This window comes from Xenorhabdus sp. PB61.4 (assembly GCF_963894935.1).
GTDB classification, from domain to species: Bacteria; Pseudomonadota; Gammaproteobacteria; order Enterobacterales; family Enterobacteriaceae; genus Xenorhabdus; species Xenorhabdus stockiae.
Window position 1 is genome coordinate 1 of the sequence record NZ_CAWQJR010000159.1, and the last position, 26,632, is coordinate 26,632.

20 protein-coding genes and 1 riboswitch are annotated in these 26,632 nt (G+C 41.9%); of the genes, 8 read left to right on the forward strand and 12 right to left on the reverse strand.

Annotated elements, in window-relative coordinates; translation table 11 throughout:
* Nucleotides 1–1,125 precede the first annotated feature (1,125 nt).
* Together AACX68_RS10720 and AACX68_RS10725 are read left to right on the forward strand one after the other, a co-directional pair.
* A complete protein-coding gene (locus tag AACX68_RS10720) occupies nt 1,126–2,580 on the forward strand; it encodes an alanine/glycine:cation symporter family protein (protein ID WP_228859132.1) in 1,455 nt (484 codons plus the stop codon).
* A 208-nt stretch (nt 2,581–2,788) separates the two neighbouring features.
* Nucleotides 2,789–3,631: an N-acetylmuramoyl-L-alanine amidase gene (locus AACX68_RS10725; protein ID WP_228859154.1), complete on the forward strand. Its 843-nt coding sequence runs from the start codon at nt 2,789–2,791 to the stop codon at nt 3,629–3,631.
* Nucleotides 3,632–3,718: 87 nt separating this feature from the next.
* Here the strand turns inward: AACX68_RS10725 and AACX68_RS10730 are convergent, their stop codons facing one another.
* Nucleotides 3,719–4,099, reverse strand: coding sequence for a helix-turn-helix domain-containing protein (locus tag AACX68_RS10730; protein WP_099110862.1), 381 nt, complete (start codon nt 4,097–4,099; stop codon nt 3,719–3,721).
* A 471-nt stretch (nt 4,100–4,570) separates the two neighbouring features.
* Between AACX68_RS10730 and AACX68_RS10735 the strand changes: the two genes are divergently transcribed.
* The 3 genes from AACX68_RS10735 to thiD all read left to right on the forward strand — a co-directional run bounded on the left by AACX68_RS10735 (nt 4,571) and on the right by thiD (nt 8,048).
* Nucleotides 4,571–5,932: an amino acid permease gene (locus tag AACX68_RS10735; protein ID WP_228859133.1), complete on the forward strand. Its 1,362-nt coding sequence runs from the start codon at nt 4,571–4,573 to the stop codon at nt 5,930–5,932.
* Nucleotides 5,933–6,721: 789 nt separating this feature from the next.
* Nucleotides 6,722–6,931, forward strand: a complete 210-nt coding sequence (gene cspE, locus AACX68_RS10740; protein ID WP_038269841.1) for a transcription antiterminator/RNA stability regulator CspE — start codon at nt 6,722–6,724, stop codon at nt 6,929–6,931.
* 142 nt (nt 6,932–7,073) lie between these two features.
* A riboswitch (TPP riboswitch) is annotated at nt 7,074–7,166 on the forward strand.
* Nucleotides 7,167–7,250: 84 nt separating this feature from the next.
* Nucleotides 7,251–8,048, forward strand: a complete 798-nt coding sequence (gene thiD, locus AACX68_RS10745; RefSeq protein ID WP_255705543.1) for a bifunctional hydroxymethylpyrimidine kinase/phosphomethylpyrimidine kinase — start codon at nt 7,251–7,253, stop codon at nt 8,046–8,048.
* Between the two features lie 77 nt (nt 8,049–8,125).
* Here the strand turns inward: thiD and fbaB are convergent, their stop codons facing one another.
* The 8 genes from fbaB to AACX68_RS10785 all read right to left on the reverse strand — a co-directional run bounded on the left by fbaB (nt 8,126) and on the right by AACX68_RS10785 (nt 21,378).
* Entirely contained in the window at nt 8,126–9,175 is a 1,050-nt protein-coding gene (gene fbaB / locus AACX68_RS10750; protein ID WP_228859134.1) for a class I fructose-bisphosphate aldolase, read from the reverse strand.
* A gap of 590 nt (nt 9,176–9,765) precedes the next feature.
* On the reverse strand, nt 9,766–11,142 hold the full coding sequence (gene trhP, locus AACX68_RS10755) for a prephenate-dependent tRNA uridine(34) hydroxylase TrhP (protein WP_228859135.1): 1,377 nt from the start codon (nt 11,140–11,142) through the stop codon (nt 9,766–9,768).
* 210 nt (nt 11,143–11,352) lie between these two features.
* Nucleotides 11,353–11,697, reverse strand: coding sequence for a YegP family protein (locus AACX68_RS10760; protein WP_228859136.1), 345 nt, complete (start codon nt 11,695–11,697; stop codon nt 11,353–11,355).
* 85 nt (nt 11,698–11,782) lie between these two features.
* Nucleotides 11,783–12,481, reverse strand: coding sequence for a two-component system response regulator BaeR (gene baeR, locus AACX68_RS10765; RefSeq protein WP_228859137.1), 699 nt, complete (start codon nt 12,479–12,481; stop codon nt 11,783–11,785).
* Nucleotides 12,481–13,884, reverse strand: a complete 1,404-nt coding sequence (baeS, locus tag AACX68_RS10770) for a two-component system sensor histidine kinase BaeS (protein WP_228859156.1) — start codon at nt 13,882–13,884, stop codon at nt 12,481–12,483. The genes baeR and baeS overlap by 1 nt, the downstream gene beginning before the upstream one ends.
* An 8-nt stretch (nt 13,885–13,892) precedes the next feature.
* A complete protein-coding gene (gene mdtC / locus AACX68_RS10775; protein WP_228859138.1) occupies nt 13,893–16,991 on the reverse strand; it encodes a multidrug efflux RND transporter permease subunit MdtC in 3,099 nt (1,032 codons plus the stop codon).
* Nucleotides 16,988–20,170 carry an MdtB/MuxB family multidrug efflux RND transporter permease subunit gene (locus tag AACX68_RS10780; RefSeq protein ID WP_228859139.1) on the reverse strand — a complete coding sequence of 1,061 codons (3,183 nt, stop codon included), beginning with the start codon at nt 20,168–20,170 and terminating at the stop codon, nt 16,988–16,990. Before AACX68_RS10780 ends, mdtC begins: the two co-directional genes overlap by 4 nt.
* Nucleotides 20,170–21,378, reverse strand: a complete 1,209-nt coding sequence (locus AACX68_RS10785) for an MdtA/MuxA family multidrug efflux RND transporter periplasmic adaptor subunit (protein WP_228859140.1) — start codon at nt 21,376–21,378, stop codon at nt 20,170–20,172. Before AACX68_RS10785 ends, AACX68_RS10780 begins: the two co-directional genes overlap by 1 nt.
* 296 nt (nt 21,379–21,674) lie before the next feature.
* On the opposite strand from AACX68_RS10785, the gene AACX68_RS10790 reads away from it, so the two are divergent.
* From AACX68_RS10790 to AACX68_RS10800, 3 genes are all read left to right on the forward strand, one after another.
* Nucleotides 21,675–21,980: a hypothetical protein gene (locus tag AACX68_RS10790; RefSeq protein WP_228859141.1), complete on the forward strand. Its 306-nt coding sequence runs from the start codon at nt 21,675–21,677 to the stop codon at nt 21,978–21,980.
* A gap of 301 nt (nt 21,981–22,281) precedes the next feature.
* Nucleotides 22,282–22,761 carry an Hcp family type VI secretion system effector gene (locus tag AACX68_RS10795; protein ID WP_099110873.1) on the forward strand — a complete coding sequence of 160 codons (480 nt, stop codon included), beginning with the start codon at nt 22,282–22,284 and terminating at the stop codon, nt 22,759–22,761.
* 194 nt (nt 22,762–22,955) lie between these two features.
* A complete protein-coding gene (locus AACX68_RS10800) occupies nt 22,956–23,276 on the forward strand; it encodes a hypothetical protein (RefSeq protein WP_339389324.1) in 321 nt (106 codons plus the stop codon).
* Between the two features lie 133 nt (nt 23,277–23,409).
* Here the strand turns inward: AACX68_RS10800 and mgtE are convergent, their stop codons facing one another.
* The 3 genes from mgtE to ppx are packed head-to-tail and all read right to left on the reverse strand — an operon-like array spanning nt 23,410 to nt 26,629.
* Nucleotides 23,410–24,873, reverse strand: a complete 1,464-nt coding sequence (gene mgtE / locus AACX68_RS10805) for a magnesium transporter (protein ID WP_228859143.1) — start codon at nt 24,871–24,873, stop codon at nt 23,410–23,412.
* 46 nt (nt 24,874–24,919) lie between these two features.
* Entirely contained in the window at nt 24,920–25,084 is a 165-nt protein-coding gene (locus AACX68_RS10810; RefSeq protein ID WP_099110876.1) for a YfgG family protein, read from the reverse strand.
* Nucleotides 25,085–25,096: 12 nt separating this feature from the next.
* Nucleotides 25,097–26,629 carry an exopolyphosphatase gene (ppx, locus tag AACX68_RS10815; protein ID WP_228859144.1) on the reverse strand — a complete coding sequence of 511 codons (1,533 nt, stop codon included), beginning with the start codon at nt 26,627–26,629 and terminating at the stop codon, nt 25,097–25,099.
* Nucleotides 26,630–26,632 lie beyond the last annotated feature (3 nt).

Sequence of the window (26,632 nt, forward strand, 5' to 3'; positions counted from 1 at the left end):
CATGATATAAGATGGATTTTTATAGAGTTAATAAAATTTTTTTCGGCAAAAATAGCCTGTGATTATATAAATAACTATATCTATATCATGCATTGATTGTTTATGGTTTGAAAATAACGGGAGTAAAGACTCCCGTTTTATTAATTTTGATATAAACAGGGGGCTAAGTACTATTTTTTTCAATTTTTTCTACAATCTTGTTGTACTCTTTCCAGATAACAGACAGTGGCGAATTTAAACAGCAAATTGAGATAGAACCGCCTGTTGCTGGATGGTACTCGTATTTAGATTTTCCCCTATATACCCGTTTTGGCAGTATGTTATCCGCTGGATTTTTTCTTTTTCTTTCTAACATCAATCATAACCTCACTAGCAGATTATCTGATGGCCAGATAGTGGAATATTAATATCTTGCTAACCTGTTGTTTTTATTTCTTATGTAAAAAATAACAACTGAAAATCTTAATATGAAATGGTGGCTTTTTCCAATTATCACAGCATTAAAATTTAATAATCTCATTTGAAGAAAGATATTGCTATATGTTTTCTTAAATTCAAGAGATTTCAACATTAAATTTTGTCGTTATTTTAGTGTTTTTAATGAATGCAATTATTGCTGTGTCGAGAGATTAACGACATTGATAGATTGTAAAATAAACAATTAATTTTCTATCTATCAAACATGCGGGTAGTGATTAAAAGAAGCGCTTATAAGCGTTTTATATTTAATTACTTTTGAAAAAGTTGATCTTTGTTTGTTATTTGTTTCTTTTTTGTGTGTGAATTGTTTCGTAAGATGTGTATCTTAAATACAGCTGATATCAATAAAACAGACCATTTATTCGTCATTAAGTATGATTAACAGGGCTAAAATAGGGCCGTTGGCATGAATGTAACTTAGTGCAAATGTTCATAAACGCTAAAGTAAATGTAAAAATTTCATTAAAAGTTACCCATTGAAATAGATATTGTGTTACATTCTTTTCGTTTTACTGGCTAGTATCTCTGTGTCTCATTCGCAGAATTGTGTTACTTGTTAATAATAAAGGATATTAAGCACAATAAATTTTAGACGGATACTGATTATGGTCAGCTAATGTTTGCTAATAGTAAGGGGAAAATATCTTGACGGATCTGATTAACTTCATTAACAACATTCTTTGGGACTACGTATTAATATACTTGCTTCTTGGGGTTGGCCTTTACTTCACTATACGATTTGGTTTTATACAACTTCGCCATTTTGGCCACATGTTTTCAGTCCTGAAACACAGCAAGAAATCAGATAAATCCGGCATCTCATCTTTTCAGGCTTTATGTACCAGCCTTGCGGCGCGCGTAGGGACCGGGAATCTTGCCGGAGTTGCGATTGCACTGACTGCTGGTGGCCCTGGGGCTATTTTCTGGATGTGGGTTGTTGCATTTATTGGTATGGCAACTTCCTTTGTGGAAAGCACGCTTGCTCAGTTGTACAAGACGAAAGACGATCAGGGAAATTATCGTGGTGGCCCAGCCTACTACATGGAGAAAGGGTTGAAGAAGCGGTGGATGGGTGTATTGTTTTCATTCTTCCTTATTATCGCGTTTGGTCTTGTATTTAATGCCGTTCAGGCAAACTCAATTGCACAAGCAGCTTCTTTTGCCTTCGATATCAATCCATTATATGTCGGTATTGCATTAGTCATTATTAGTGGTGTGATTATTTTTGGCGGTTTGCGTTCAATTGCGCGGGTTGCTGAATTAGTTGTCCCATTTATGGCGGGTGCATATTTAATTCTGGCATTCTGGGTTGTAGGCCACAATATTGAACGTATTCCGGAAGTATTTGCATTAATCTTTAAGAGTGCTTTTGGTTTTCAGGAAGCTGCGGCAGGAGCATTGGGTTATGGTATTTCCCAGGCAATGCTTCAGGGCGTTCAGCGTGGTTTGTTCTCGAATGAAGCAGGAATGGGTTCTGCACCAAACGCAGCGGCTTCTGCTTCTCCATATCCGCCACATCCGGCCTCTCAGGGGTATGTGCAGATGTTGGGGGTATTTATGGATACGATCGTTATCTGTAGTGCTACAGCAGTTATTATTCTTTCTTCAGGCATCCTTAATGAGAATGTTACTGCCATCAATGGCATTGAATTGACGCAACGTGCGTTATCCTCCGCAGTTGGTCATTGGGGAACAACTTTCGTTGCTATTGCAATTTTCTTCTTTGCCTTTACATCAATTATTGCTAACTACGCTTATGCTGAAAGTAATATGATATTCCTCGAACGTAACCATACTGCAGGTTTATTCATTTTACGTATTGCAGCATTAGCCATGGTGATGTTCGGTACAATGGCGGAAGTGCCTTTAGTCTGGAATATGGCAAACGTATCCATGGCCTGTATGGCTATTGTGAACCTGATAGCTATTTTCTTGTTATCAGGCATTGCGCTGAAATTGGCTAAAGACTATAACCAGCAGAGACAAGCAGGGAAGTTACCAACATTTGATATTAATATGTATCCGGAGCTCCAAAAGCAGATTGAAGAAGGCATTTGGGATAATGAGCCGGCTCAGAAGAATCAAAAGTGTAATAGCTGAAATTAAGACCAATATTCATTATTAGTAAAATAAAATGAATAGACATATTAGCCGGATATTCCAGATTTAATGGAAGTCCGGCTTTTATGTTATTGTAAAAACGGTATAACGCATAGCATTCCGGCCGATAAAAAGACAGCATCTATTCTAGTTTCATCTACTATATAGTGACATTATTCAATTTTTCTTCTGTTATTGTATAAATATGATGAGAAAAATCTTAGTAGGTATGCTTATTACGCTATTGATTGGTTGTAGTCGGCAATCCCCATTGGAAGAAAGGAATGATTATCTTATTGATCATTCTTATTCGTATTCGACAAAACAGAATATTGAATCAGTTAAGTTTCTGGTCGTACATTACACGGCCTTGAATGAGAAACGTTCCTTACGGGCTCTGACTGGCGGTAATGTCAGCGTCCAGTATTTGATTCCCGCTCATCCCAAATATAAAAATAATGAACCGATTATTTTTCAATTATCTTCTGAGGGAGAAAAAGCCTGGCATGCCGGCAGAAGTGAATGGAGGGGGTATAAAAATTTAAATAATTATTCTATCGGCATAGAAATAGTTAATTGTGGATTTAAAAAATACTTTTTTAAAAAAGAGTGGTGTGAATATCATCCAACACAAATAGATGCTTTGATCCGACTGGCAAAAGATATTATCCGTAGGCATAAAATTGAAGCTGTGAATGTGGTTGGCCATAGTGATATTGCTCCACTTCGGAAAGAAGATCCCGGGCCTGTTTTTCCATGGCATACTCTTTATGAAGAAGGGATCGGGGCCTGGCCTGATGCTGCCACGGTCAGTAAATATTTAGCTGACAGAGCGCCAGATACGCCTGTTCCCGTTATCAAAATACAAAAAGCACTGGCTGTTTATGGGTATTCTATTCCGCAGACAGGCTATCTGGATGTGCATACGCATAAAACGATCCGGGCATTTCAGATGCATTTTCGTCCAGCAAATATTCAGGGTTATCCCGATGCAGAAACGGAAGCGATAGCATTAGCCTTAGTTGAAAAGTATAAATTAAATGAAAACTAATCTCGTTGTAGCACTAAGGATGATGGTTGAGAAGTTAGTAAGGTAGCGGCCTGATATTGATGTCTGGCCGCATAACTTATCTTATGATTAGCAATTGTAAGACAGATGTAATGGAAGTTTAACTTCAAGCTCTATATCTGTACTTTGACGAAAATCGTAAGGTGTAATGCCATATTCTTTACGGAACATATAAGTAAAGTGGGATTGAGAGCCGAAGCCAAAATCCAGCGCAATATCAAAAATGGGTTGGGAACTGTTCTTCAGAAGATGTACAGCACCAGCCAGACGACGTTGACGTATGTATTTACCCAGTGAGATCCCAGTGACTTCCTTGAATATTTTCTGCATGTGCCAAAGCGAATAGCCAGAGTAAGCAGCAAGTTCTTCAAGATGGATGACACGACCAAGGTGGTTTTCTATCCATTTACTCAGTGCGCATACAAGTGCTAAGTGATTATCCTGTGGCATTACAATTATAAATTGGTTAAAGGTGATGGGAAGTATACACAACTTCTTTTCAAGATTTTAGTTTTATACATAATCGACAATCGAGAGTTAATTTTACTCTTACCGGGCCTGAATATGCATTACAATCACAAGGGGACGAAGAGTGAATTAGTATGCATTTCCGGTATTTATTCTTTGTGAATGATGTTTTAATATTCATCTGATTTGAATGAGTAAACTAAATATTGGGTCAAAATTAGAGTCTGACACGATAGCAATAGTGTCAGGGCAGTTTGGGTATGATAGATCGCGCAAAAATTGAAGAAATCTAAGGTTTCTTCGGCCAGTTCAGGTCCAAAACGACAAATAAAATAGTTTAAACAGGTTCTATACCCAATGGATTTCGGGCTGAATCGTAGCGGTAAGTGAGCTAAGCCAACACAGAAATGGCCTGAAAGACGACGGATATAATTATCGAAATAAGAGGACTAGATGACGGGGCATATACAACAGTCGACGCTTAAGCGTGGTTTAAAGAACAGGCATATTCAGCTTATTGCACTCGGTGGCTCAGTAGGAACAGGGTTATTTTTGGGAATTGCCCAAACGATAAAAATGGCCGGGCCTTCAGTGCTTCTGGGGTATGCCATTAGTGGTTTTATCGCATTCCTGATAATGCGCCAGTTGGGGGAAATGGTTGTTGCAGAGCCAGTAGCAGGTTCTTTTAGCCACTTTGCTTATAAATATTGGGGTAATTTTGCCGGTTTTCTATCCGGTTGGAATTACTGGGTTATGTTTATACTGGTTGGAATGGCGGAGCTCACAGCTGTCGGTATGTATATTCAATACTGGTGGCCTGAGATCCCAACGTGGGTTTCAGCAGCAATATTTTTTGTGGTGATTAACTCTGTCAATTTAATTAATGTCCGGCTCTATGGTGAGGCAGAATTCTGGTTCTCTATGATTAAAGTCGGAGCCATTATCGGCATGATCCTCTTCGGTTCTTACTTGCTCATTAGTGGAACAGGAGGGCCACAGGCCAGCGTAAGTAATTTATGGCAGTATGGCGGTTTCATGCCTAATGGTGCTGCGGGTCTGATCACAGCAATGGCTGTAATTATGTTTTCATTCGGCGGATTGGAAACTGTAGGAATTACGGCGGCAGAAGCTGAAAATCCAGAAAAAAATATCCCGAAGGCAACTAATCAGGTTGTGTACCGTATTTTACTGTTTTATATCGGTTCGTTGTTCATTCTATTGTCTCTTTACCCGTGGATAAAAGTTGTTGAGGGGGGAAGTCCATTTGTTCTGATTTTCCATAACCTGGATAGCTTTTGGGTTGCTAATGCCTTGAATATTGTTGTTTTGACTGCAGCGTTGTCGGTTTATAACAGCGGCGTTTATTGTAACAGCCGAATGCTGTACGGCTTGGCTAAGCAGGGTAATGCACCACGTATTCTGACCAAAGTGAATAAGCGCGGTGTTCCGGTTTTATCAATTGCATTGTCAGCGTTGGCAACATCAATAGGTGTATTAATTAACTATGTTATGCCGGGTAAGGCATTTGAGCTTTTGATGGCATTGGTAGTGACAACCTTAGTCATTAATTGGATTATGATTTGTGTGTCACACCTGAAATTTCGGGCTGCAAAGAATGCCGAAGGGGTTAAGACAAGTTTCAGAGCATTCTGGTATCCATTTGGTAATTTCCTGTGTCTGATATTTCTGGCTTGTATTCTTATTATCATCCTGACGATACCTGGTATACGTATATCTGTTATCCTCATGCCATTCTGGATTGGAGCATTGTGGGTTGGTTATTTATTTTCCAGATCCAATAAAGTAAAGACATAACTTGATAGTTTTAAAATGAGTACATTTTATCAGCCGGGCATAATGCCCGGCTGATTTTTTTATGATGAATCTAATTTTATTAATCCCTGATAACAAAATTTTATTACGTGAGAAAACTATGTGAGAATTTAAACTACAAAAAATTGCATATAAAATGAATGTTATCCATTTTTCTCCATAAGATGTTTGCACTGGACTAATATTCGTGTAATAGGCTGCTTAAAGCTCAGCTCTTCCTAGGCTATAAACATGATGTCAGCTTCTGACATATTTAGATAATAAAGGGCGTCTATAAATTGAATAAGATGGAATTCAACTGAACAATATTTAATAAAGGATATACAAAATATAAACCAGCCGAATTTGGAGCAGTCATATTAAACTCTCAGGTGTTAACAAATATACTCCATTCTTTTATTGCTTCCTCAATAAAGTTTAAAAGTTATAACTCTCTGCCGTATCGCTTAATAAGTGTGATAAACAGAATTATATATCAAAAAATCAAAATACTTTCCTAGGGTTAAAATTCTATTTCTTTGTTAATTCATGGTGTTATGTAATATAAATACTTCTGTTTGACGTTAAATAAAAAGCAGATATTAATAATTTGAAATATGTGCTTTAGCTCGTGCCACTGAAAAAAATGGCTTGCGATTATATAAAGAGTATGTGATAAAACACATGGGTAAACGAAGTACTGTTTCTGTTAATGAATAGCAACAATGAATACGGGTTCGTTTCTTTTTAATGCCAATCGGCTAATAAAGTGATTCAAAGGAAATTTTTGAAATGGCAAAAATCACTGGTACTGTGAAGTGGTTCAACGAGTCTAAAGGTTTTGGTTTTATTACTCCAGCTGATGGCAGCAAAGATGTATTTGTACATTTTTCTGCAATTATGAAAGATGGATTTAAAACATTGTCTGAAGGCCAACAAGTTGAGTTTGAAATTCAGGATGGTCCTAAAGGTCCAGCTGCTGCAAACGTTACAACTTTATAGTAATAAAAAGTAATTAAAAGTAATAAATTTATTTTTGCTGGTATTTTCATGGCCAGCTGAATATATATCGTTAATCTGTTTCATTATTTGACGATAACATATTGCAAATATCACTCTATTGGGATACTAATAGAGTGATTTTTATTTTGGCTCGGGGCGTTCTTAAATGAACTGAGAAGTACCCGTATTACCTGATCTGGATAATGCCAGCGTAGGGAAGTCTCGGTATATCCCATATCCGACAGATCTTAAAAAGGCAACTTAAAAGATAGTGGGTATTCTGATTGCCGCTTTTCCTGAGCTGGTCGCAGGAATCATCATGTCAATTCATTCATTGACCATTGCAGGAACTGATCCTAGCGGTGGTGCCGGCATTCAAGCCGATTTGAAAACCTTTTCTGCACTTGGCGTTTATGGCACAACCGTAATTACTGCCCTTGTTGCGCAAAATACCACCGGAGTGCAAGCAATTTACGATATTGAACCCAGTTTCCTTGCTACTCAACTTGAGTCCGTGCTTTCAGATGTCAGGATAGATAGTATTAAGATTGGCATGTTATCGAATGTTGCTAATGTGAAAGTTGTCACGGAAATGCTGCATCGTTACCCAGTTCCTTATACTGTGCTGGATACAGTGATGCTGGCAAAGAGTGGGGATCCGTTACTGTCAGAAGAGGCGACTACAGCCATGACAGAGTTATTACTACCTGTTGTTTCCTTAATTACTCCCAACTTACCTGAAGCGGCAGCGCTATTGAAATGTTCTTCTGCGGAAACAGAAGATGAAATGTTGCAACAAGGGCGAAAATTATTATCAATGGGTTGTCAGGCAGTTTTGTTGAAAGGGGGGCATCTAACCGACGGAGAAAGTCCTGACTGGTTGTTTACGCCTGAAGGAGAATGGCGTTTTACTGCTTCCAGAGTTAATACCCACAATACACATGGCACGGGTTGTACTTTGTCGGCGGCTCTTGCTGCATTACGACCACGTTATGAAGATTGGCAGAGCACAGTGCCAGTTGCAAAAGCTTATTTACAGAATGCCTTAGTGCAGGCAGATAAATTAGACGTGGGGAAAGGGATAGGGCCGGTACATCATTTCCATCAATGGTGGTAGTTACTGACCGTAAAAATGGGGATAGATATATCCCCATATATAATTTGATTATTATTCAATAAATTAGCCTGATTTTATCAGGCTATAGTGACGCTTTTGTCAAGATAGACGTCCTGTACTGAGTGGATCAGGGCAACGCCTTCTTTCATTGACTTCTTAAATGCCTTACGCCCAAGAATCAACCCCATGCCTCCAGCGCGTTTATTGATGACCGCTGTACGGACTGAATCATTCAAATCATTGGCACCTGAAGCTCCGCCAGAATTGATTAGGCCGGCACGTCCCATGTAACAGTTAGCCAACTGATAGCGAACTAAATCGATAGGGTGTTCTGTTGTTAATTCAGTATAGACACGTTTATCTGTGTGCCCGAAACCAATTGCAGTGTAACCGCCATTAGTTTCCGCCATTTTTTGCTTAACGATATCCGCACCGATAGTGGCTGCCAGATGGTTTGCCTGACCGGTTAAATCGGCACTTGTATGGTAATCAACACCATCTTTTTTGAAGGCAGAATTACGTAAATATGCCCACAGCACTGTGACCATTCCTAATTCATGGGCACGTTCGAAAGCAGCAGAAATTTCTTCTATCTGGCGGCGTGACTCATGAGAGCCATAATAAATCGTCGCACCAACTGCAACTGCACCCATGTTAAATGCCTGTTCAACGCTGGCATATAAAGTCTGATCATATTCGGCGGGGTAGGTCAGAGTTTCATTGTGATTCAGTTTCACCAGAAACGGAATTTTATGGGCATAGCGGCGGGAAACCGATGCCAGAACACCATAAGTCGAAGCAACACAATTACATCCTGCTTCAATCGCTAATTCAACAATATTTTTGGGGTCAAAATAGAGCGGGTTTGCTGCAAAAGAGGCACTGGCTGAATGTTCAACGCCCTGATCAACCGGCAGAATCGAAAGATAACCCGTTCCTGCCAGACGCCCATGATTAAATAAAGTTTGCATTGAGCGCAATACCGCGTTTGGCCGATTATTTTCGATCATTACACGATCAACAAAATCTGCACCCGGAATGTAGAGATTTTCACGTGGAATAGTGGAACATTGATGCTGCAATAAACTTTCTGCGTCTTTTCCTAACAACTTCACGATATCAGTCATGTTTAACTCCAGTTTGCAAAAGGCGCTACTGATTGTTGTTTATATTTGCACGGAGTACAAGGTGAGCAGGAAGGGAAGATGTAGTGGATCGCTTCAGTTGAGACTATTTTTCATAGTTAATGTTATGTTTATTAAAATTTAATTATTTCACTCCTGTCATGCATGTGTATAGTGAGATAATATCAATCGACTCTGTTGGAAATAACTATCTCAAGGTGTTTTTCTAAAAATTCCTTCAGTATGTTGAATAAATATGAGCAATATTTATTCAAACCGATTTTTTTATTTACAATTAATTTTGTAATGGGTAGTGAGATAATTATTATTGACTGAATAAACTCAATAACTAGTAATTCAGTTAATGATTTTTTCTTGCTGATATTACTGATTATTTTTCGAATTTTAAAATTTTCAGGAAAAGAAAAGGCTAGCCCAAGGGAGATTGAGCTAGCCAAGGAGGTGGTTCCTAGTCTTACAGTGAAACTTTTTTAGTTCTTCATTTTTCAGAATGGATGATACGAGAAATAAAATAGTATTGATGTGATCTGTTTCTAAAAAAATGGAACTATTTCTGTAAAATTCATACTGAATTATTTTTTAGGAACTGTATTTGTATGTGGTGCTCGGGTATTACCCGCTTTCAGATTACGGATCAGCAGCGCGTAATTCAGTTCAATTTCTTCAGGAACAGGCAAGTAAACAATATGACCGTCACCCGGAGCAACTTCAACAGCCTGATTTTTTTTGTTTGTCATTGATGCCAGTACAAAGTTGATATTGCCTGCTGGCGTCATAATTTCAAGATTGTCACCAACGAGGAATTTATTTTTTACTGCTACTTCAGCCAGCCCGTTGATCCGATTGCCGGTAAATTCTCCGACAAATTGTTGCGTCTCTGATACTGAATAACCATATTCATAGGTTTGATAGGCATCGTGAGTATGGCGACGCAAAAAGCCTTCGGTATAACCACGATGAGCTAATCCTTCCAGAGTGCTCATTAGTGTTGGATCAAACGGTTTACCAGCAACGGCATCATCGATGGCACGGCGGTATACCTGAGCTGTACGGGCACAATAGTAGAAAGATTTAGTGCGTCCTTCTATTTTCAACGAATGTACGCCCATGCCAGTCAGCCGATCTACATGCTCCACTGCCCGCAAATCTTTGGAGTTCATGATATAAGTGCCATGTTCATCTTCGAATGCGCTCATATATTCACCCGGACGTTTGGATTCTTCTATCATGAATACCTTATCCGTCGGAGTACCCTGTCCTAGTGTCGGCTCAATATTTTTAACCGGAATAGGATCATGGGTATGAACGATATTGCCTGTATCATCTTCTTTGCCTTCCTGAACATTGTATTCCCAGCGGCAGGCATTCGTGCAGGTTCCCTGATTAGGATCGCGTTTATTGATATAGCCCGATAGTAAACAGCGGCCTGAATAAGCCATACACAGTGCGCCATGTACGAAAACTTCCAGCTCCATTTCAGGCACCTGCTGGCGGATTTCTGCAATTTCTTCCAGTGAAAGTTCGCGGGAGAGAATAACCCGCGTTAAGCCCATTTGTTTCCAGAATTTTACCGTTGCCCAGTTAACTGCGTTTGCCTGTACAGAAAGGTGGATATCCATTTCGGGAAAGGCTTCTCTTACCATCATAATTAAACCGGGATCGGACATAATTAGCGCATCTGGCCCCATTTCAACCACAGGCTTCAAGTCGCGGATAAAGGTTTTCAGTTTTGCATTGTGTGGGGCAATATTGACAACGACATAAAAACGTTTGCCTAATTCATGGGCTTCTTTAATCCCCTGAGCCAGTGTTTCATGGTTAAATTCGTTGTTACGAACACGCAGGCTGTAACGGGGCTGCCCGGCATAGATAGCATCTGCGCCATAAGCAAAGGCATAGCGCATATTTTTCAGGGAGCCGGCGGGAGAAAGTAATTCTGGAGTAAACATATTATTAGCGTTCTCAGTCTGAGTTCAAATCAGACCTCACCCTATATCATTACTAAGGGTAAGGTTAAAGAGGGGATTTTAGCGCTTATACCTTTTATCTTTCAAGATAGTCTTGCAAGGTACATATCATAGATATGGAGGAAACAGATACGGAGAATGGGGATGCTGACAAAAACGCGCCGCGGATGCGGCGCTGTTAACGAGCTACAACTAACTACCTTTGGTCAAGTCCCGTATTTTATCTGTTACCCCGGTTTTCATAACAGACTGCATTCCTTTTTTCATAGTTGTTTCATCACCATAAGATTCACTAATACCAATAATCTGGTGATTTCTGGCTTTCAGGACAAAATATGTTTTGCCAGATTTATTTTTCCTCACTTCATGACGGGCTTTGTCGGGAGAGTTGACTTGTACCGAGTGAATACCTTTATTGGCGGCAGCCTTAGTGGTGTACATCTCACTGCTGAGAATAATGTCACCGTTTGCTGCTACCAGATTGAAGTAAAATTGCCCGTTCTTCGCTTTCTTAAGATCATAGTGACCAATAGCCATAAGAAATTCTCCTGATTGGGTAATTATCAGATTAAGTTTAGCCTGAAATTTATGCAGGTGAATTTTTTTAATAACAGTAGGTAACTTACATCAGACGGCAAATTTCTGCTTCCCAGCGATATCCCAACCCGTAAATTGAGCGAATGAAAGATTTATCTTCATCCAGCTGCTCTAACTTTCTGCGTAAATTCTTTATATGGCTATCAATTGTTCGATCATTCACAATACGATGATCGTTATAGAGGTTATTCAACAGTTGATCACGGGAAAAAACACGCCCCGGCTGACTGGATATGATTTTAAGTAACCGGAATTCAACCGGAGTCAGATCCAGCACTCGTTCAAGGTAGCGAGCCTGAAAATGGTTTTCATCAATCGTCAGAGCTCCCTGTTCGCTGACGATATCCTGCGGACGATAGCAGCGGCGTAAAATAGTTTTCACTCTGGCAATGACTTCGCGTGGACTATAAGGCTTACAGACATAATCATCTGCACCAATTTCCAGCCCCAGCAGGCGATCAATTTCTTCAGTTTTAGCCGTCATCATCACAATGGGGATATCTGAAAATTTGCGGATTTCCCGACAGACAGATAACCCGTCGAGGCCGGGTAACATCAGGTCGAGCAGAATAATATCAGGCTGGCGTTGCTGGACATGAGCAACCACCTCATCACCGCGCACCAACCATTGTGTTTGATAATTGGCAGTTTGTAGATAATCAACCAGTAACTGTCCCAGTTTAGGTTCATCTTCAACGATCAGAACGGTATATTGTGCACTCATTATTTCAATATCTTATTTGGCGTCTTCTGTTCAGGAAATTTGAACAAGGGTAATTCTATGTGAATCTGAATACCACCTAAAGGTGATATTTCAGCGTAAATAAGACCATTGTGCGCTTCAATAATGTTGTAGCAGATTGCCAAACCTAAACCAGAGCCGCCACTGGCTCGATTGCGGGAAGATTCGCAACGGTAGAAACGTTCAAAAATACGCTGACATTGTTCAGCAGTAAGACCGGGAGCACTATCCTGCCAGTTTAATATCCATTTCTGCTGGCTCACATATCCGTGGATAAGCACTGTTCCGTGATCAGAAGTATAGCGCAGGCTATTTTCCAGCAAATTATGGAATAGCTGAGCTAATCGCTTAGGGTCAGCAAATACTATTGTGTTTTGCGGTAAATATAACTCCAGTGAAATTTGTTTATCGGCAAAACGTCCACGATAGGCAGCGGCAGCGATTTGCAGGAGCTCATTGACATTAACCTGTTCTTTTCGATAAGTCAGGGAACCGCGATCCGTCAGGGATAGCAAATGTAAATCATCCACTAATTTTGTCAGAATGGTAACTTCTGTCAGTAGCGACTGGATAGTTTCCGCTGTCGGCTGACGGACACCATCCTGTAAGGCTTCCAGCTCACCACGCAGAATAGAGAGTGGAGTGCGCAATTCATGGGAGATATCTGCCATATAATCCCGGCGCATTTGTTCATTCTTTTCCAGCGTACAGGCAAGGTGATTAAAATCTGATGCTAATTGCCCTATTTCATCCTGATCGGATGAGGCAACACGCACGCTGAAATCACCGGAAGCCAGTTTATGAGTGCCTTCCACCAGCCGCTTCACGGGCTTCAAGAAAATGCGGGATAAAACGAAAGTTGCAATCAGGGCCAGCATCGTAGAGAAGCCAGCGATAATCCAACTGGTTAGCTGTTGTTGCTGAGCAAAACGGATATCAGCCTGACGGGTAATTTTGTCCGAAGTACTGACAATAACCCAACCGACTACTTTATTCTGGTAATTTACCGGAACGCGGTAAGTTTCTTCCGACATATTACCAGAATGACCCACTAACCGGTGCATATGGCTGTCAACCACCCAGAACTGGGAGCGCCAAGCGCGGGGAGACAGTTCTTGCCGATTATCACTGTTCTGTTCGATATTTTGGATAATTTTAAAGATGGCCCGATCATTTTGAGTCAGGAAATCCCAGTTACCATATTGCTGATATTGTTCTGTTAATGCTTCGGCCAGCATTCTGGCACGTAGCTGGCTGTTTTGTTGAATATAACCGATGAATCCATACTGGAAACTGAGGCGAATGCCCCAGTGCATTGTCACTAATACCAGCATACAGGTAGCAAAAATGGCCAGAAACAGTTTGCCGCTGATCCCGGCTTTTATCCGCAATTTCACAACGATTTTATTCTCTGAAATTTTGCTAAACGGCGTTGTTGCCACTTCTCACGCAGTCTGTCAAAAGACAGATAAACGACAGGGGTGGTATATAACGTAAGAATTTGGCTCATAACCAGCCCACCAACAATCGTGATACCCAGAGGATGACGTAACTCAGCGCCAGCACCATTACTCAGAACCAAAGGTAAGGCACCGAATAAAGCAGAAAGGGTCGTCATCATGATCGGCCTGAACCTTAATAAGCTGGCCTGAAATATTGCTTCCCGTGCACTGAGTTGCCCGTTACGTTGAGCTTCAAGAGCAAAATCCACCATAATAATGGCATTTTTCTTCACGATACCAATCAGCAGCATAATGCCAATCATGGCAATCAGGCTAAATGGCGTATTGAAGAGTTCCAGTGCCAGTAAAGCGCCGATTCCGGCAGACGGAAGGGTAGAAAGAATTGTCAGTGGGTGAATATAACTTTCATACAATACCCCGAGAACCAGATAAACAGTGATGATAGCCGCAAGGATCACCAATAACTGTGAACGCTGACTTTCCTGAAAATCTTGCACAGTACCGCCAAAAGAGCTACGAACAGCGGATGGAACGCTGAGTTCAGTCATTGTTCTTTCTATCGCACTCACAGCGTCAGACATCGTATAGCCTTCCGCAATATCGAAAGAGATCGTAGAAGCGGCCGAAAGCCCCTGATGATAAATATCTAATGGTGCATTGGCTGGCCGCCAGCTGGCAAAATAAGAGAGCGGAATACGTTTTCCTTCCTTATTGATGACAAAGATTTTCTCCAGTGCGCTGATATACTGGTTATATTCAGGAGCAACTTCCATCACCACTTTATATTGATTGAGAGGCTGATAAATCGTTGAAATCGGTTGCTGCCCGAAAGCGTTTCCAAGCAGGCTATTCGCCTGAGCAACGCTGATACCAAGACGGGCCATAAGATCACGATCATAGGTAATTGCCAGTTCAGAACCTTTATCGTCATCATCAGAATTAACGCCCGTCAGTTGGGGTAACGTTTTCAATGACTTTTGGATAATAGGTGTCCATTTACGAAGCGCTTCAGAATCGTCCGACAGTAAATTAAATTGATAAATAGATTTGGCATTACCACCGCCGCCACCACCTGATCTGAGATCCTGCACAGGGATCAGATACAGTGAAGCCCCCGGCTCGTGGGACAACTTATCCTGTAAACGTTGTATGACTTTATCAATACTTTCTTTGCGTTCACTCACAGGCTTTAATGACATAAACATAAAGCCGACATTCATGCTGTCGCCACCGGTAAAGCCTGTCACATTTTCAACAGTCGGGTCAGCATTAATGACTTGCATAAAATGTTCCATCTTCTTTTGCATGGCCTGAAAAGAAATACTTTGATCAGCAACGACAAAACCCAGTAATTGACCCGTATCCTGTCTGGGAAAAAAGGTTTTCGGGATATTAATATAGAGCCAGCCATTCAGGACGATAATACCGATCAGCATCAATAAAACCCAGCGGGTGTGGTTAAGAATCCAGTTTAATGAGCGGCCATAATATTGCTGGAACCTGAGAAAAACTTTACCGAATCCGCGGGTTTTCTTCAGTGATTTTTCAGGCGAAGATTTTAGCAGGTGTGCACACATCATAGGAGTTAAGGTGAGTGACACGAACAAAGAAATGCCTATCGCTGTTGCAAGTGTCACCGAAAAATCAAGGAACAGCCTGCCGAGCATTTCATCTATTAACTGAAGGGGAATAAAAACCGCTACGAGAGACAGGCTCATGGCAAGAACGGTAAAACCCACTTCTCTTACACCTTTAAGCGCGGCTTGTGCAGGTTTCATCCCGGCTTCCAGATGACGGGAGATATTTTCCAGCACAACAATGGCATCATCCACAACAAAACCCGTCGCGATGGTCAGAGCCATGAGTGAAAGGTTATTCAGGCTGAAACCACATAAATACATCGCAGTAAATGTGCCAATCAGTGAAACCGGAACGGCAATTGCTGGAATAAGAGTGGCACGCCCTGAGCGCAGGAACAGAAAAACAACCAGAATAACGAGCGCAACGGCAAGGGCAAGCGCTCGTTCCACTTCATACAGGGAAGCCCTGATAGTGGGAGAGCGATCCTGTACAACAGTAAGTTTAATATTGGCGGGTATTGAGGTTCGTAGAGTAGGGAGTTCTGCACGAATTTTATTGATGGTTTCAATGATATTCGCATTTTGTTCCCCCCGGATAATCAGGGCAATAGCCGGTTTATTACCGGACATACCTGAGGCGCGGATATCTTCTACAGACTCTTTGACTGTTGCGAGATCTTTTAAGCGAACAGGTGAGCCGTCACGATAATCGACAATAATAGAAGCGTAGTCATCCGCTTTTTTAATTTCATCGTTAGTTTGTATTTGCCAGTTGTACTCACTTGTCTCAACATGTCCCGTCGGATTTCTGACATTGGCATTATTGACCGCAGTGCGGACGTCATCCAGTGAGATCCCCTTACTGAACAGGGCGTTGGGATTGAGTTCAACCCTTATTGCAGGCAATGAACTGCCAGAAACGCTGACCTGACCGACACCTTCTATCTGTGAGATTTTCTGGGCAAGACGTGTCGAGGCGATATCATATAACTGCCCACCACTATAACTGTCTGACGTGAGCGTTAGGATCATAATGGGAGCAGAGGAGGGGTTTGCCTTGCGGTAGGTTGGGCGGCTTGGCATCCCTGAAGGCAAAAGGCTTTCCGCAGCATTAATCGCAGCCTGTACATCCCGGGCAGCCCCATTGATATCCCGGTTCAGTTCAAATTGCAGATAAATGAAGGTATAGCCTAATGAGCTGGAGGAGCTCATTTCTTTAACACCCGCAATTCTGCCGAGTGATCGCTCTAGTGGGGTTGCGACAGAGGAAGCCATTGTTTCCGGTGAGGCGCCGGGCATATAAGCTGAAACACCAATCACCGGAACGTCGATTTGTGGCAGAGGGGATACTGGCAACAGAATAAAACTGAATGCCCCACACAGTGTGATAGCCACACTCAATAATGTGGTTGCAACAGGCCGCTTGATAAATAAGGCGAAAAATTTCACAACGGCTCCTGATGATCAGTAGAAGAACGCGCTAATGTTGTTTGATTGTCATCCTGATATCTGCTTTGTTTATTTCTACCTTGCCTATTTCTGTAATAGTGCGCCAGTCTGTCAAATAGCAGATAAATGACCGGAGTCGTAAACAGCGTCAGAATCTGGCTCATAATCAAACCGCCTACCATGCTGACACCTAATGGGCGGCGCAGCTCAGCACCGATGCCGGTACTAAGCATCAAGGGTAATGCGCCTAACAGTGCTGCCATTGTTGTCATCAGAATCGGTCTGAAACGCAGGAGACAGGCCTGAAAAATAGCATCGTAGGGCGACATACCTTTCTCGCGTTCTGCTGCCAGCGCAAAGTCAATCATCATAATGGCGTTCTTCTTCACAATACCGATCAGCAAAATAATCCCGATGATGGCGATGATATCCAGCTCATAGCCTCCCAGCATTAATGCCAGTAATGCGCCGACCCCCGCAGTGGGTAGTGTTGATAGGATAGTTACTGGATGAATAAAACTTTCGTACAGTATTCCGAGCACAATGTACATGGCAACAACAGCAGCCAGTATCAGCAATAAAGTATTACTCAGGGCATTCTGGAATGCCAGAGTTGCTCCCTGAAATTGTGTATTGATATCTTTAGGCATGTTAATGGCATGTTCTGTTTCCTTCACGGCATTAACGGCTGCTTCCAGAGAGGTGTCCTGTGCCACATTGAATGAGAAGGTAGTTGCAGGAAATTGTTGCAGGTGATTAATGGATAAATATCCCAGCCGCTGTTCAATCGTTGCGATAGCAGTCAGAGGTACGATATTACCATCTGCACTTAAAAGCCGGACATCATTGAGCGCATCAATGCCGGGAGAGTGTGTCGTATCCTGAGCGAGTACAACCCGATATTGATTTGACTGCGTATAAATGGTTGAGATCATCCTCTGACCAAAGGCGTTATATAGCGTGTTATCAATAGCAGCAATCGTAATACCTAATCTGCTGGCCATATCACGATTTACATTGATATGAGCGACTAATCCCCTGTTTTGCAAATCACTACTGATATCGACCAGTTCAGGACGCTTTTTCAGTGCTTCCTGTAATTTAGGTACCCAGATGTTCAGTTCATCAAGAGAAGTCGCCTGTAGCGTAAATTGATATTGCGTGCGGGAAAGCTGGGTATCAATAGTCAGATCCTGAATTGGTTGCAGATATAAGGTGATATCAGGTACTTTGGCTATCCGGGCCTGTAGGCGCGGGATAATATTCTCAATTCTGTCATGGCGCTGGTCGAAAGGTTTTAACGTAATTTGCAGACGTCCGTTGTTCAGCGTAGGGTTACTGCCATCAACGCCGATGAATGTAGTCACATTTTCCACAGACGGATCTTGTAGCAGTAATTCGCTTACCTGATGCTGTTTATCTGCCATGGCACTGAAAGAAATAGACTGTGGTGCTTCCAGTGTACCCTGAATTAAGCCATTATCCTGCGACGGAAAAAATCCTTTTGGAATGACGACATAGAGCAGGGCAGTCAGAGCCAGAGTGCCAAGTGTGACACCGAGTGTCAGCCAGGGATGATTCAGAACCCGTTTCAGCCATACGCTATATATCGCAATTATCCATTCAAAAAAGTGCTCACAGGCTTGTTCAAAACGATTATGTTTAATGTCTGATTCTGCTTTCAGCATTCGTGCGCACATCATTGGCGTCAGGGTGAGTGAGACAACGGCTGAAATTAAAATTGCCACCGCGAGTGTAATCGCAAACTCCCGGAATAGACGCCCTACAATATCCCCCATAAATAACAGCGGGATCAAAACGGCAATCAGAGAAAAAGTCAGTGAGATAATGGTGAAGCCGATTTCTCCCGCCCCTTTGAGGGCAGCGGCGAGAGGCTTTTCTCCCCGTTCGATATAGCGGGAAATATTTTCGATGACAACGATAGCATCATCGACAACAAAGCCAGTTGCAATGGTCAGTGCCATCAATGTCAGGTTATTGATGGAGAAACCACAGAAATACATTACTGCGAATGTGCCGATAAGTGAAAGCGGAACGGCAATACTTGGGATTAAGGTCGCGGTGGCATTACGCAAAAACAGGTAAATCACCATGACAACCAGAGCAACCGCTAACAATAATTCAAATTGAACGTCTTTAACGGAAGCGCGGATCGTGACAGTACGATCCGTCAGAACGTCAACTTTAACCGATTTAGGCAGGCTGCTTATCAGCTCTGGCAACACGCTACGAATGTTATCCGTGGTTTCAATAACATTAGCGCCCGGCTGACGCTGAACATTAATAACAATGGCGGGTTTTTCATTTGCCCATGCACCGAGTTTCGTATTTTCTGCTTCCCGCTCAATGGTAGCAACATCACGCAGACGAACCGGAGCCCCATTTTTATAGGTCACGATTAAGTTGCGGTAATCATCAATGGATTTCATCTGATCGTTAGCAGATAAAGTAATCGACCGCGTTGGACCATCAAAACTGCCTTTTGGTGAATTCACATTCGCACTGACAATCGCATTACTAATGGCATGGCTATCCAGCCCTTGTGCGGCTATGGCCTGCGCATTTAACTTCACGCGGACAGCAGGACGCTGCCCGCCAGCCAGTGTGACTAAGCCAACACCACCGACCTGAGAAATACGCTGAGCAACACGGGTTTCCACCATATCCTGCACTTCTGTCATTGGCAGGGCATCAGAAGTGACGGCCAGAGTTAAAATCGGTGGATCAGCCGGATTCACCTTACTGTAAATAGGAGGGTAGGGCAGGTCATTAGGTAACAGATTGATACTTGAATTAATTGCAGCCTGCACATCCTGCTCTGCAACATCCAGTGGCAGGGAAAGCTGGAAGACCAGCGTAATAACAGAAGCTCCACCAGAACTTTGTGATGACATCTGTTTCAGGCCGGATATTTGCCCGAATCTCCGTTCCAGCGGGGCTGTTATGGCGGAGGTCATCACGTCAGGATTGGCGCCAGGATAGAGTGTAACAACCTGAATAGTCGGATAATCCACCTGTGGTAATGCAGAAACCGGCAGCATCCGATAGCCAAGAATACCAGCAAGCAAAATTGCAATCATAAACAGCGTCGTTGCTACCGGACGCAGTATAAACAGGCGGGATGGGCCGCCCCCTGTCACCGGAGAATCAGAAAGCATTAACTATTCTCCACCTTACCGTTTGACTGAGCAGATTTATCGTTGCTGTTATCTGATTTTGGTTGCAGAGGTTTAACAATTTCAACAGCGGCTCCTTCTGTCAACTGATCAATACCGTCTGTTATTACCCGATCACCAACGGACAGACCGCTGTTGATAATAACCAGATTATCATTTTGCAGCCCGATGGTTATTTTATGTTTTTTGACCTTATTATCTTTACCTACCAGCCAGACAAAGTGACCGTTGCCACTCATCTGCAATGCTGCATCAGGGATGACGATGGCGTTATCCAGCGTATTGACTTTGATTTGAATATTAACAAATTGATTTGGAAACAGTGTGTTATCCTGATTATCAAATCTGGCTTTCATTTTTATGGTGCCGGTTGCAACGTCAATTTGGTTATCGATACTGAGTAGTTTGCCTTGTGCTAATTGCAGCTGGTTATTGCGATCCCGGGCAATGACGGCAGGTATCGTATTATTTTTCTGTGCCTTCAGTATGGCACTAAGATCGTTTTCAGGCAGAGAAAACAGCACGTCGATTGGATCAACGCGCGTAATGACGACAATCGGTTTTTCTCCCCCAGAAGAGATGTAGTTACCCACATCTATCCGTTTCAGACCGACACGACCTGAAATGGGGGCCGTGATACGGCTGTAGGCTAATTGGAGTTTTTGTTCATCAATCTCTGCCTGATCACTTTTGAGGGCGGCCTTATATTGACGCACTAAAGCGTGCTGTTTATCCAGATCCTGTTGAGAAATTAACTTACTTTTTGCCAGTTGTTGATAGCGGGTTAAATCCTGCTCAGCATTGGCCAGCATTGCCTGATCTTTAACATATTGGCCTTGTGCTTTTGCCAGTCTGACCTGATAAGGGCGGGGATCAATTTCTGCCAGTAAATCCCCTTTTTTCACCTGTTGGCCTTCTATAAAATGCAGGGCAATTAATTGCCCGCTCACCAGACTGGTGACATTGACAGTATCTGCCGCCTGAACCGTTCCTAACCCTACCAGATAGTGGGGCACGGATTCTATTTTAGCGGTAGCCGCCTGAACAGGGCGGGGTGGTACTGTTGCTAAATTCTGTTGTGGGCCGGACTTTTGTGATGTTTTGAAATGGTTCCATGCAAAGAAAATTGCTGCGATGACAACGACTAACGCAGCAAAACAAAAAAAGTAGGTACGACGTTTATTGCTCATATATTCGACATTCTCTTAATATTGCATCGGTAATCAGCCACGTATGCATCTTATGCTAAATTAGTGTAAATATATATTTAATTAGTGTACTTGGAGAGAAATTGCCAATCATGGAGAAAATATGGAAATTGTGTCAATGAGATAACGTAGAACGTTTTATGAGGAAATCGAAGCTATGGAGGGCGAAAGAGCATGTAAAACATCCATTAGCATACGTGATATCTGATAAAGTATCTTTTATCAGGAATGATTGTTAAATTTAAAAGCAATAAACATAGCATAAGGAGATGGGAAATATGAAAAAATCAATAATATTAGGTATTATAATTTCACTTTTTTCTGCTTATTCATTTACATCAGAAAGCGAAATCCCACTAGATATTCAGGAATACATAGATAGTATAGAAACTTGTCAACACTTCTCGAATGAATGGGATAATTCTCTTCCTGAAGATCGTAAAAAAGAAATAGAGGAAGGTTCAGCGGAATATTGCAAAAAAGCAAAAATTTTACATAATAAACTAAAAAATAAATACAAAGATGATATTCATAAAATAAAAATACTTGATGAGTACGATATGTCTATTCAGATAGACCTATAAAAAATAACAATCTGTTAGATTTTATTTTGTTATCAGTTTTCATAGCATAGTTGATACTTATAAAAACGGAAGTAATACTGAGTGAATTATCAAATAATACACATATCCTATCTTGTTTTTCGTTGGTATAATATCGCATGATCGCTGATAAAGTGAGTCGCTAGAATTAGCAACAATGAAAATATAGTTTGGTTTAGGGGATCGTGATTTTAATCACATTACCCCTGAAAAAATGTAGTACTCCAGACCATATTAGAAGCGATTGATAGTTATTAAAACCTTAACAAAACAGGAAGTTATTATGGCGAATATGATCTATTTAACCTTGCAAGGAAACAAACAAGGGTTGATTTCACAAGGTTGCTCTTCAGTTGAATCCATTGGCAATAAGTATCAGGCAGGTCATGAAGATGAAATTTTTGTATTAAATCTTCATCATTCCATTCACAGAGAACAAAATGTTAACCATAGTCCAATTGTATTTGTAAAGCCGCAGGATAAATCATCACCGTTATTAATGATGGCAATTTCGGATAATGAAAGTTTGAACCTGAAATTTGATTTTTATCGCACCTCACAATTAGGCTCTCAGGAACTCTATTACTCAATTGAGTGTCGTGATGCGACGATTATTGAGTTATCACCGAATTATCCGCACAGTATTAACCATGCGGAAGCACAGCCGGAAGAAATTGTATCTGTTAAATATAAAGATATCATCAGTCGCCATCATATGGCAGGAACATCCGGATATAGTGTCTGGGACGAAAGAGTCTATTGATGTTGAGTTAATGTAATAACTGCTAAAACGCCGATAAATTCAATCGGCGTTTCATTGTCACGCTTAAATCTCCTATACAGGTTGTTTAAGCGTGACAATGAAACAAATCAGGTGCCAGAGTAATAATATCTTCAACCGTGAGACTCCCAGAGAGAGCTTTCCTAATGCATTGGGCATGGAAAATTAGCAATAAAATGGAAAAGATAATTATATCGTGTGTGATTTTTTTCTGCCTACATGGAGTTTCATGGGCATTGAGAGATAATATGCCAAAAGATTTGCAAGAATATATGAAAAAAACTGAATATTGCGAATATCTTGCAGGTGAATGGGATAGTGATTTGTCTGATGAAAGAAAGCGATTACTGGAAGATGAGATTAATATATATTGTAAGAGAGCCAATGAATTATTTTATGAGTTGAAGGAAAAATATAAAGACGATCCCAGAAAAATGGAAATAGTTAATGAGCACAGTGAATTAATAAAATACTATACTGAAAAGCCTATTGAGTAGTTTATTGAGTTTCATCAATTATAAAATTATGAGCAGCCAATCAAAAGTCTTTTCATAATCATCAAAATATTTTCAAATGATAAATATTAACCCGCATTATATACGGGTTAAGTCAGTTGATGTTTTTTACGCATTAAACCAAAAACAGGGTTGCCAGCCCTAAAAAGATAAAAAAACCACCGGTATCAGTAATCGCAGTTATCATCACACTGGAGCCAATAGCAGGATCTCTGCCCAGTCTCATCATAATAAAAGGGATCAGCACGCCCATCAGGGCAGCCATCAGCAGGTTGAGTATCATTGCCATGGTCATCACTCCGCCCATGGCTGGGTCATCATAGAGCAGATAAGTGACAAGCCCCATAATTCCCCCCCAAATAATACCGTTTATCAGGGCAACACCCAGTTCCCTTAATAAAATATAAGGAAAACTTCCTGTTCGGATTTGATGAAGTGCCAGTGCCCGCACGATCATTGTGATGGTCTGATTGCCGGTATTTCCCCCGATACCTGCCACGATAGGCATCAGCGTGGCAAGGGCAACAAGCTGGGAAATTGTATGCTCAAACAGACCGATTACCCGTGAAGCAACGAACGCAGTACACAGATTAATGGCTAGCCATGCCCAGCGGGTTTTTACTGCCTGTCCAACCGGAGCGAAAACATCTTCTTCACGGCTCAGGCCACCCATACGCCGGATATTGGTATCTGTCTCTTCGCTTAAGGTATCGACGATATCTTCAACAGTCAGACGCCCCATCAGACGGCCATTATTATCCACAACTGCAGCAGAAATCAGGTCATAACGCTCGAACGCGCTGGCTGCATCTTCACCTTTTTGCTCCGGCAGAAAAGTCACGGTATCTATGTTCATCACTTCAGCAACTAATTTATCGGGGACGCTGGTTAGCAGGGTAGTGAGCGGAAGTTCCCCCTGAAGCTGGTTTTTACGGTCAATAACAAAGATTTTATCCGTTGTTGCAGGAATAGATCCACGGGAGCGCAGAAAACGCTGAACGGTACTGAGCGTGACATTGCCCCGTACAGTTACAAATTCAAAGTCCATCATCTGGCCGATGCTGTCTTTGTGGTATTGTAATACTTCCCGGATACGGTTGCGCTGGCTGGGTTCCAGATAGGTCAGCAGACGGTGTGTGGTATCCCTGGGAAGGTGTTCGACAATATAAGCCTGTTCATCGACATGCAGTGTACCGATTGCTCTAAGCAGCGCCAGATCGGACATATCTTTAATTAAGTTATCCCAGACAGGGATTGAAGCTTCCACCAAAACTTCACCACGCTGGTTGTTGTCAATGAGTCGCCATAAAGCAAGACGCTCATCATAAGGCAGTGCCTCCAGAATATCTGCGATATCTGCTGCATGCAGGCTGGTTAGTAAAGAGCGGACTTCTTCAATTTTTTCGAGTAGCAGATCATTGCTAATCTTTGCATGTGCATCAGCCTGTCCTAATAATGTATCAACGAATAGCTTATCGTTAATTAACAGAGAAAATAGATGCTGGCGAGCAAGAGCCAGCTTTTGCGAATGCTGGCTGGCAACATTCGTATTATCGGGTTTAAAGGCTGGCTGTAACATTATATGACCTTTAGTTTTTGCCAAAATTACACTATCAGGAATGATGTTATTTTGTCTTAAGATCGCTGCTTTGTTCCATCATATTTTGCTTTTTTTGCTGATGATGTTCTAACGCTGCAATTGATGAATAGATAAAACGCCCAAATAAAATCAGAAAGCTGATAAGCAGAATTAATTTTGTAATCTGAGCGGTTTTCTTTTTCTTTTTCATAATACGATATCGTTAAGTTGATTCCTCTTGGATATGTAGATGCCAGCCTGTCACATCCTTCCAGTAAGCTTGCTCTTTTTCTAAATCCAGTTGCATGAGTGTATTTTGAGTTAAATAGTTTCTCGGGAAAGAAAGTATCCAGTGCCCATGATCCGTTTCCAGTGTCAGTGACTCAGGTGTTGTTGTGGACTGACGCTGATTATTCAGCAGTGTTGCTAATCTTAATATCTGGAGCATAGGAAGATATTGCTTTTTCTTAAACAAATAGAAACGAGGGTGCTCATGAACTTTAACCGCTTTGCGGTGATAACGAACTAATGTTGCCAGTAATGACTGCTGTTCTTGGTTGAAACCGGGCAAATCAGTATGTTGCAGAATATAGGCAGAATGCCGTTGCAGGCCACTCAGATTAATACTTAAGCCAACTTCATGCAGCATGGCAGCCCAGAGCAGGATAGACTCCAGTTGTGGCTGTACCCGTTTCGGGTTTTGCGCAGCCCACTGGTCATACAGTGTTTTAGCTGTATCCCAGACACGACTGGCCTGTTCGCGATCGATATTATAGTGATCAGCAAGACTTTTGGCGGTTCTCTGGCGGATATCCAGATGGCGGAAACGGTCTTCCATTTCGTAAAGAACGCCTTCACGTAGTGCTCCGTCAGACAAGCATAATTCCTGAATATTTAGGGCATCAAATATACCGCACAGGATTGCCAGACCCGGAACCAGAGTCTGTTTGCGATCGTCCGATAAACCGGGCAGATCCAGCGATTTAAAGTTTTTGTATTTCAGCACTCTTTTGACCAGCATCTGAAGTCGCTCAGGTGTAATCAGGCCATCTTTTTCACCCAATTCAACCAGTAATTCATGCACTGCCTTAATTGTACCCGACGCCCCCAGAGCAAAATCCCAGCCTTTTGTACGGAATTGCCAGATGAGATTTTCCAGCTTTTGTTCCGCTTGAAGTCGTGCTTTGCGGAAATTGTGTTCATTTATCACCCCATCAGGGAAAAACTGCCGGGCAAAACTGACGCATCCCATGCGGCGGCTTTCAATGAGAAGAGGTTCGAAGCCTTCACCAATAACCAGCTCGGTTGAACCGCCGCCAATATCAATCACCAGCTTACGGCCTTTTTCGGGCTGAGTATGCTCTACTCCCATAAAGATTAAACGGGCTTCCTCATGACCGGAAATAATCTCAATAGGATAGGGGATAACTTCTTTGGCCCGTTGCAGGAATTCTTCGGCGTTACTTGCTTCCCGTAAACTGTGAGTTCCTACAAGGCAGACGTTTTCTGCGGGGAAACCTTGCAAACGTTCAGCGAATAACGAAAGGCTCTCAAGACCACGTTTGATGGCTTCTTCACTCAGTTCATTTTTATCGTTGAATCCATCAGCAAGGTAAACCCGTTTTTTCAGGCGACCGATAACTTGTAATGCCCCATTTACAATTCGGGCGATAACCATATGAAAACTATTGGAACCCAGATCGATGGTTGCAATTTCCAGCGGTTTAGGCGTTGGTGTATCGTGTTTCAACGGCATAAA

What these genes read in the sequence shown, in the direction of transcription:
- AACX68_RS10730 (WP_099110862.1), bottom strand. Translation starts at nt 4,099, where the DNA reads ATGCCACAGGATAATCACTTAGCACTTGTATGCGCACTGAGTAAATGG.
- thiD (WP_255705543.1), top strand. Translation starts at nt 7,251, where the DNA reads ATGTCAATTCATTCATTGACCATTGCAGGAACTGATCCTAGCGGTGGT.
- trhP (WP_228859135.1), bottom strand. Translation starts at nt 11,142, where the DNA reads ATGTTTACTCCAGAATTACTTTCTCCCGCCGGCTCCCTGAAAAATATG.
- AACX68_RS10810 (WP_099110876.1), bottom strand. Translation starts at nt 25,084, where the DNA reads ATGAAAAAGAAAAAGAAAACCGCTCAGATTACAAAATTAATTCTGCTT.
- baeR (WP_228859137.1), bottom strand. Translation starts at nt 12,481, where the DNA reads ATGAGTGCACAATATACCGTTCTGATCGTTGAAGATGAACCTAAACTG.
- mgtE (WP_228859143.1), bottom strand. Translation starts at nt 24,873, where the DNA reads ATGTTACAGCCAGCCTTTAAACCCGATAATACGAATGTTGCCAGCCAG.
- AACX68_RS10725 (WP_228859154.1), top strand. Translation starts at nt 2,789, where the DNA reads ATGAGAAAAATCTTAGTAGGTATGCTTATTACGCTATTGATTGGTTGT.
- cspE (WP_038269841.1), top strand. Translation starts at nt 6,722, where the DNA reads ATGGCAAAAATCACTGGTACTGTGAAGTGGTTCAACGAGTCTAAAGGT.
- AACX68_RS10785 (WP_228859140.1), bottom strand. Translation starts at nt 21,378, where the DNA reads ATGAGCAATAAACGTCGTACCTACTTTTTTTGTTTTGCTGCGTTAGTC.
- AACX68_RS10800 (WP_339389324.1), top strand. Translation starts at nt 22,956, where the DNA reads ATGGAAAAGATAATTATATCGTGTGTGATTTTTTTCTGCCTACATGGA.
- fbaB (WP_228859134.1), bottom strand. Translation starts at nt 9,175, where the DNA reads ATGACTGATATCGTGAAGTTGTTAGGAAAAGACGCAGAAAGTTTATTG.
- AACX68_RS10760 (WP_228859136.1), bottom strand. Translation starts at nt 11,697, where the DNA reads ATGGCTATTGGTCACTATGATCTTAAGAAAGCGAAGAACGGGCAATTT.
- AACX68_RS10735 (WP_228859133.1), top strand. Translation starts at nt 4,571, where the DNA reads ATGACGGGGCATATACAACAGTCGACGCTTAAGCGTGGTTTAAAGAAC.
- ppx (WP_228859144.1), bottom strand. Translation starts at nt 26,629, where the DNA reads ATGCCGTTGAAACACGATACACCAACGCCTAAACCGCTGGAAATTGCA.
- AACX68_RS10790 (WP_228859141.1), top strand. Translation starts at nt 21,675, where the DNA reads ATGAAAAAATCAATAATATTAGGTATTATAATTTCACTTTTTTCTGCT.
- AACX68_RS10780 (WP_228859139.1), bottom strand. Translation starts at nt 20,170, where the DNA reads ATGCTTTCTGATTCTCCGGTGACAGGGGGCGGCCCATCCCGCCTGTTT.
- AACX68_RS10795 (WP_099110873.1), top strand. Translation starts at nt 22,282, where the DNA reads ATGGCGAATATGATCTATTTAACCTTGCAAGGAAACAAACAAGGGTTG.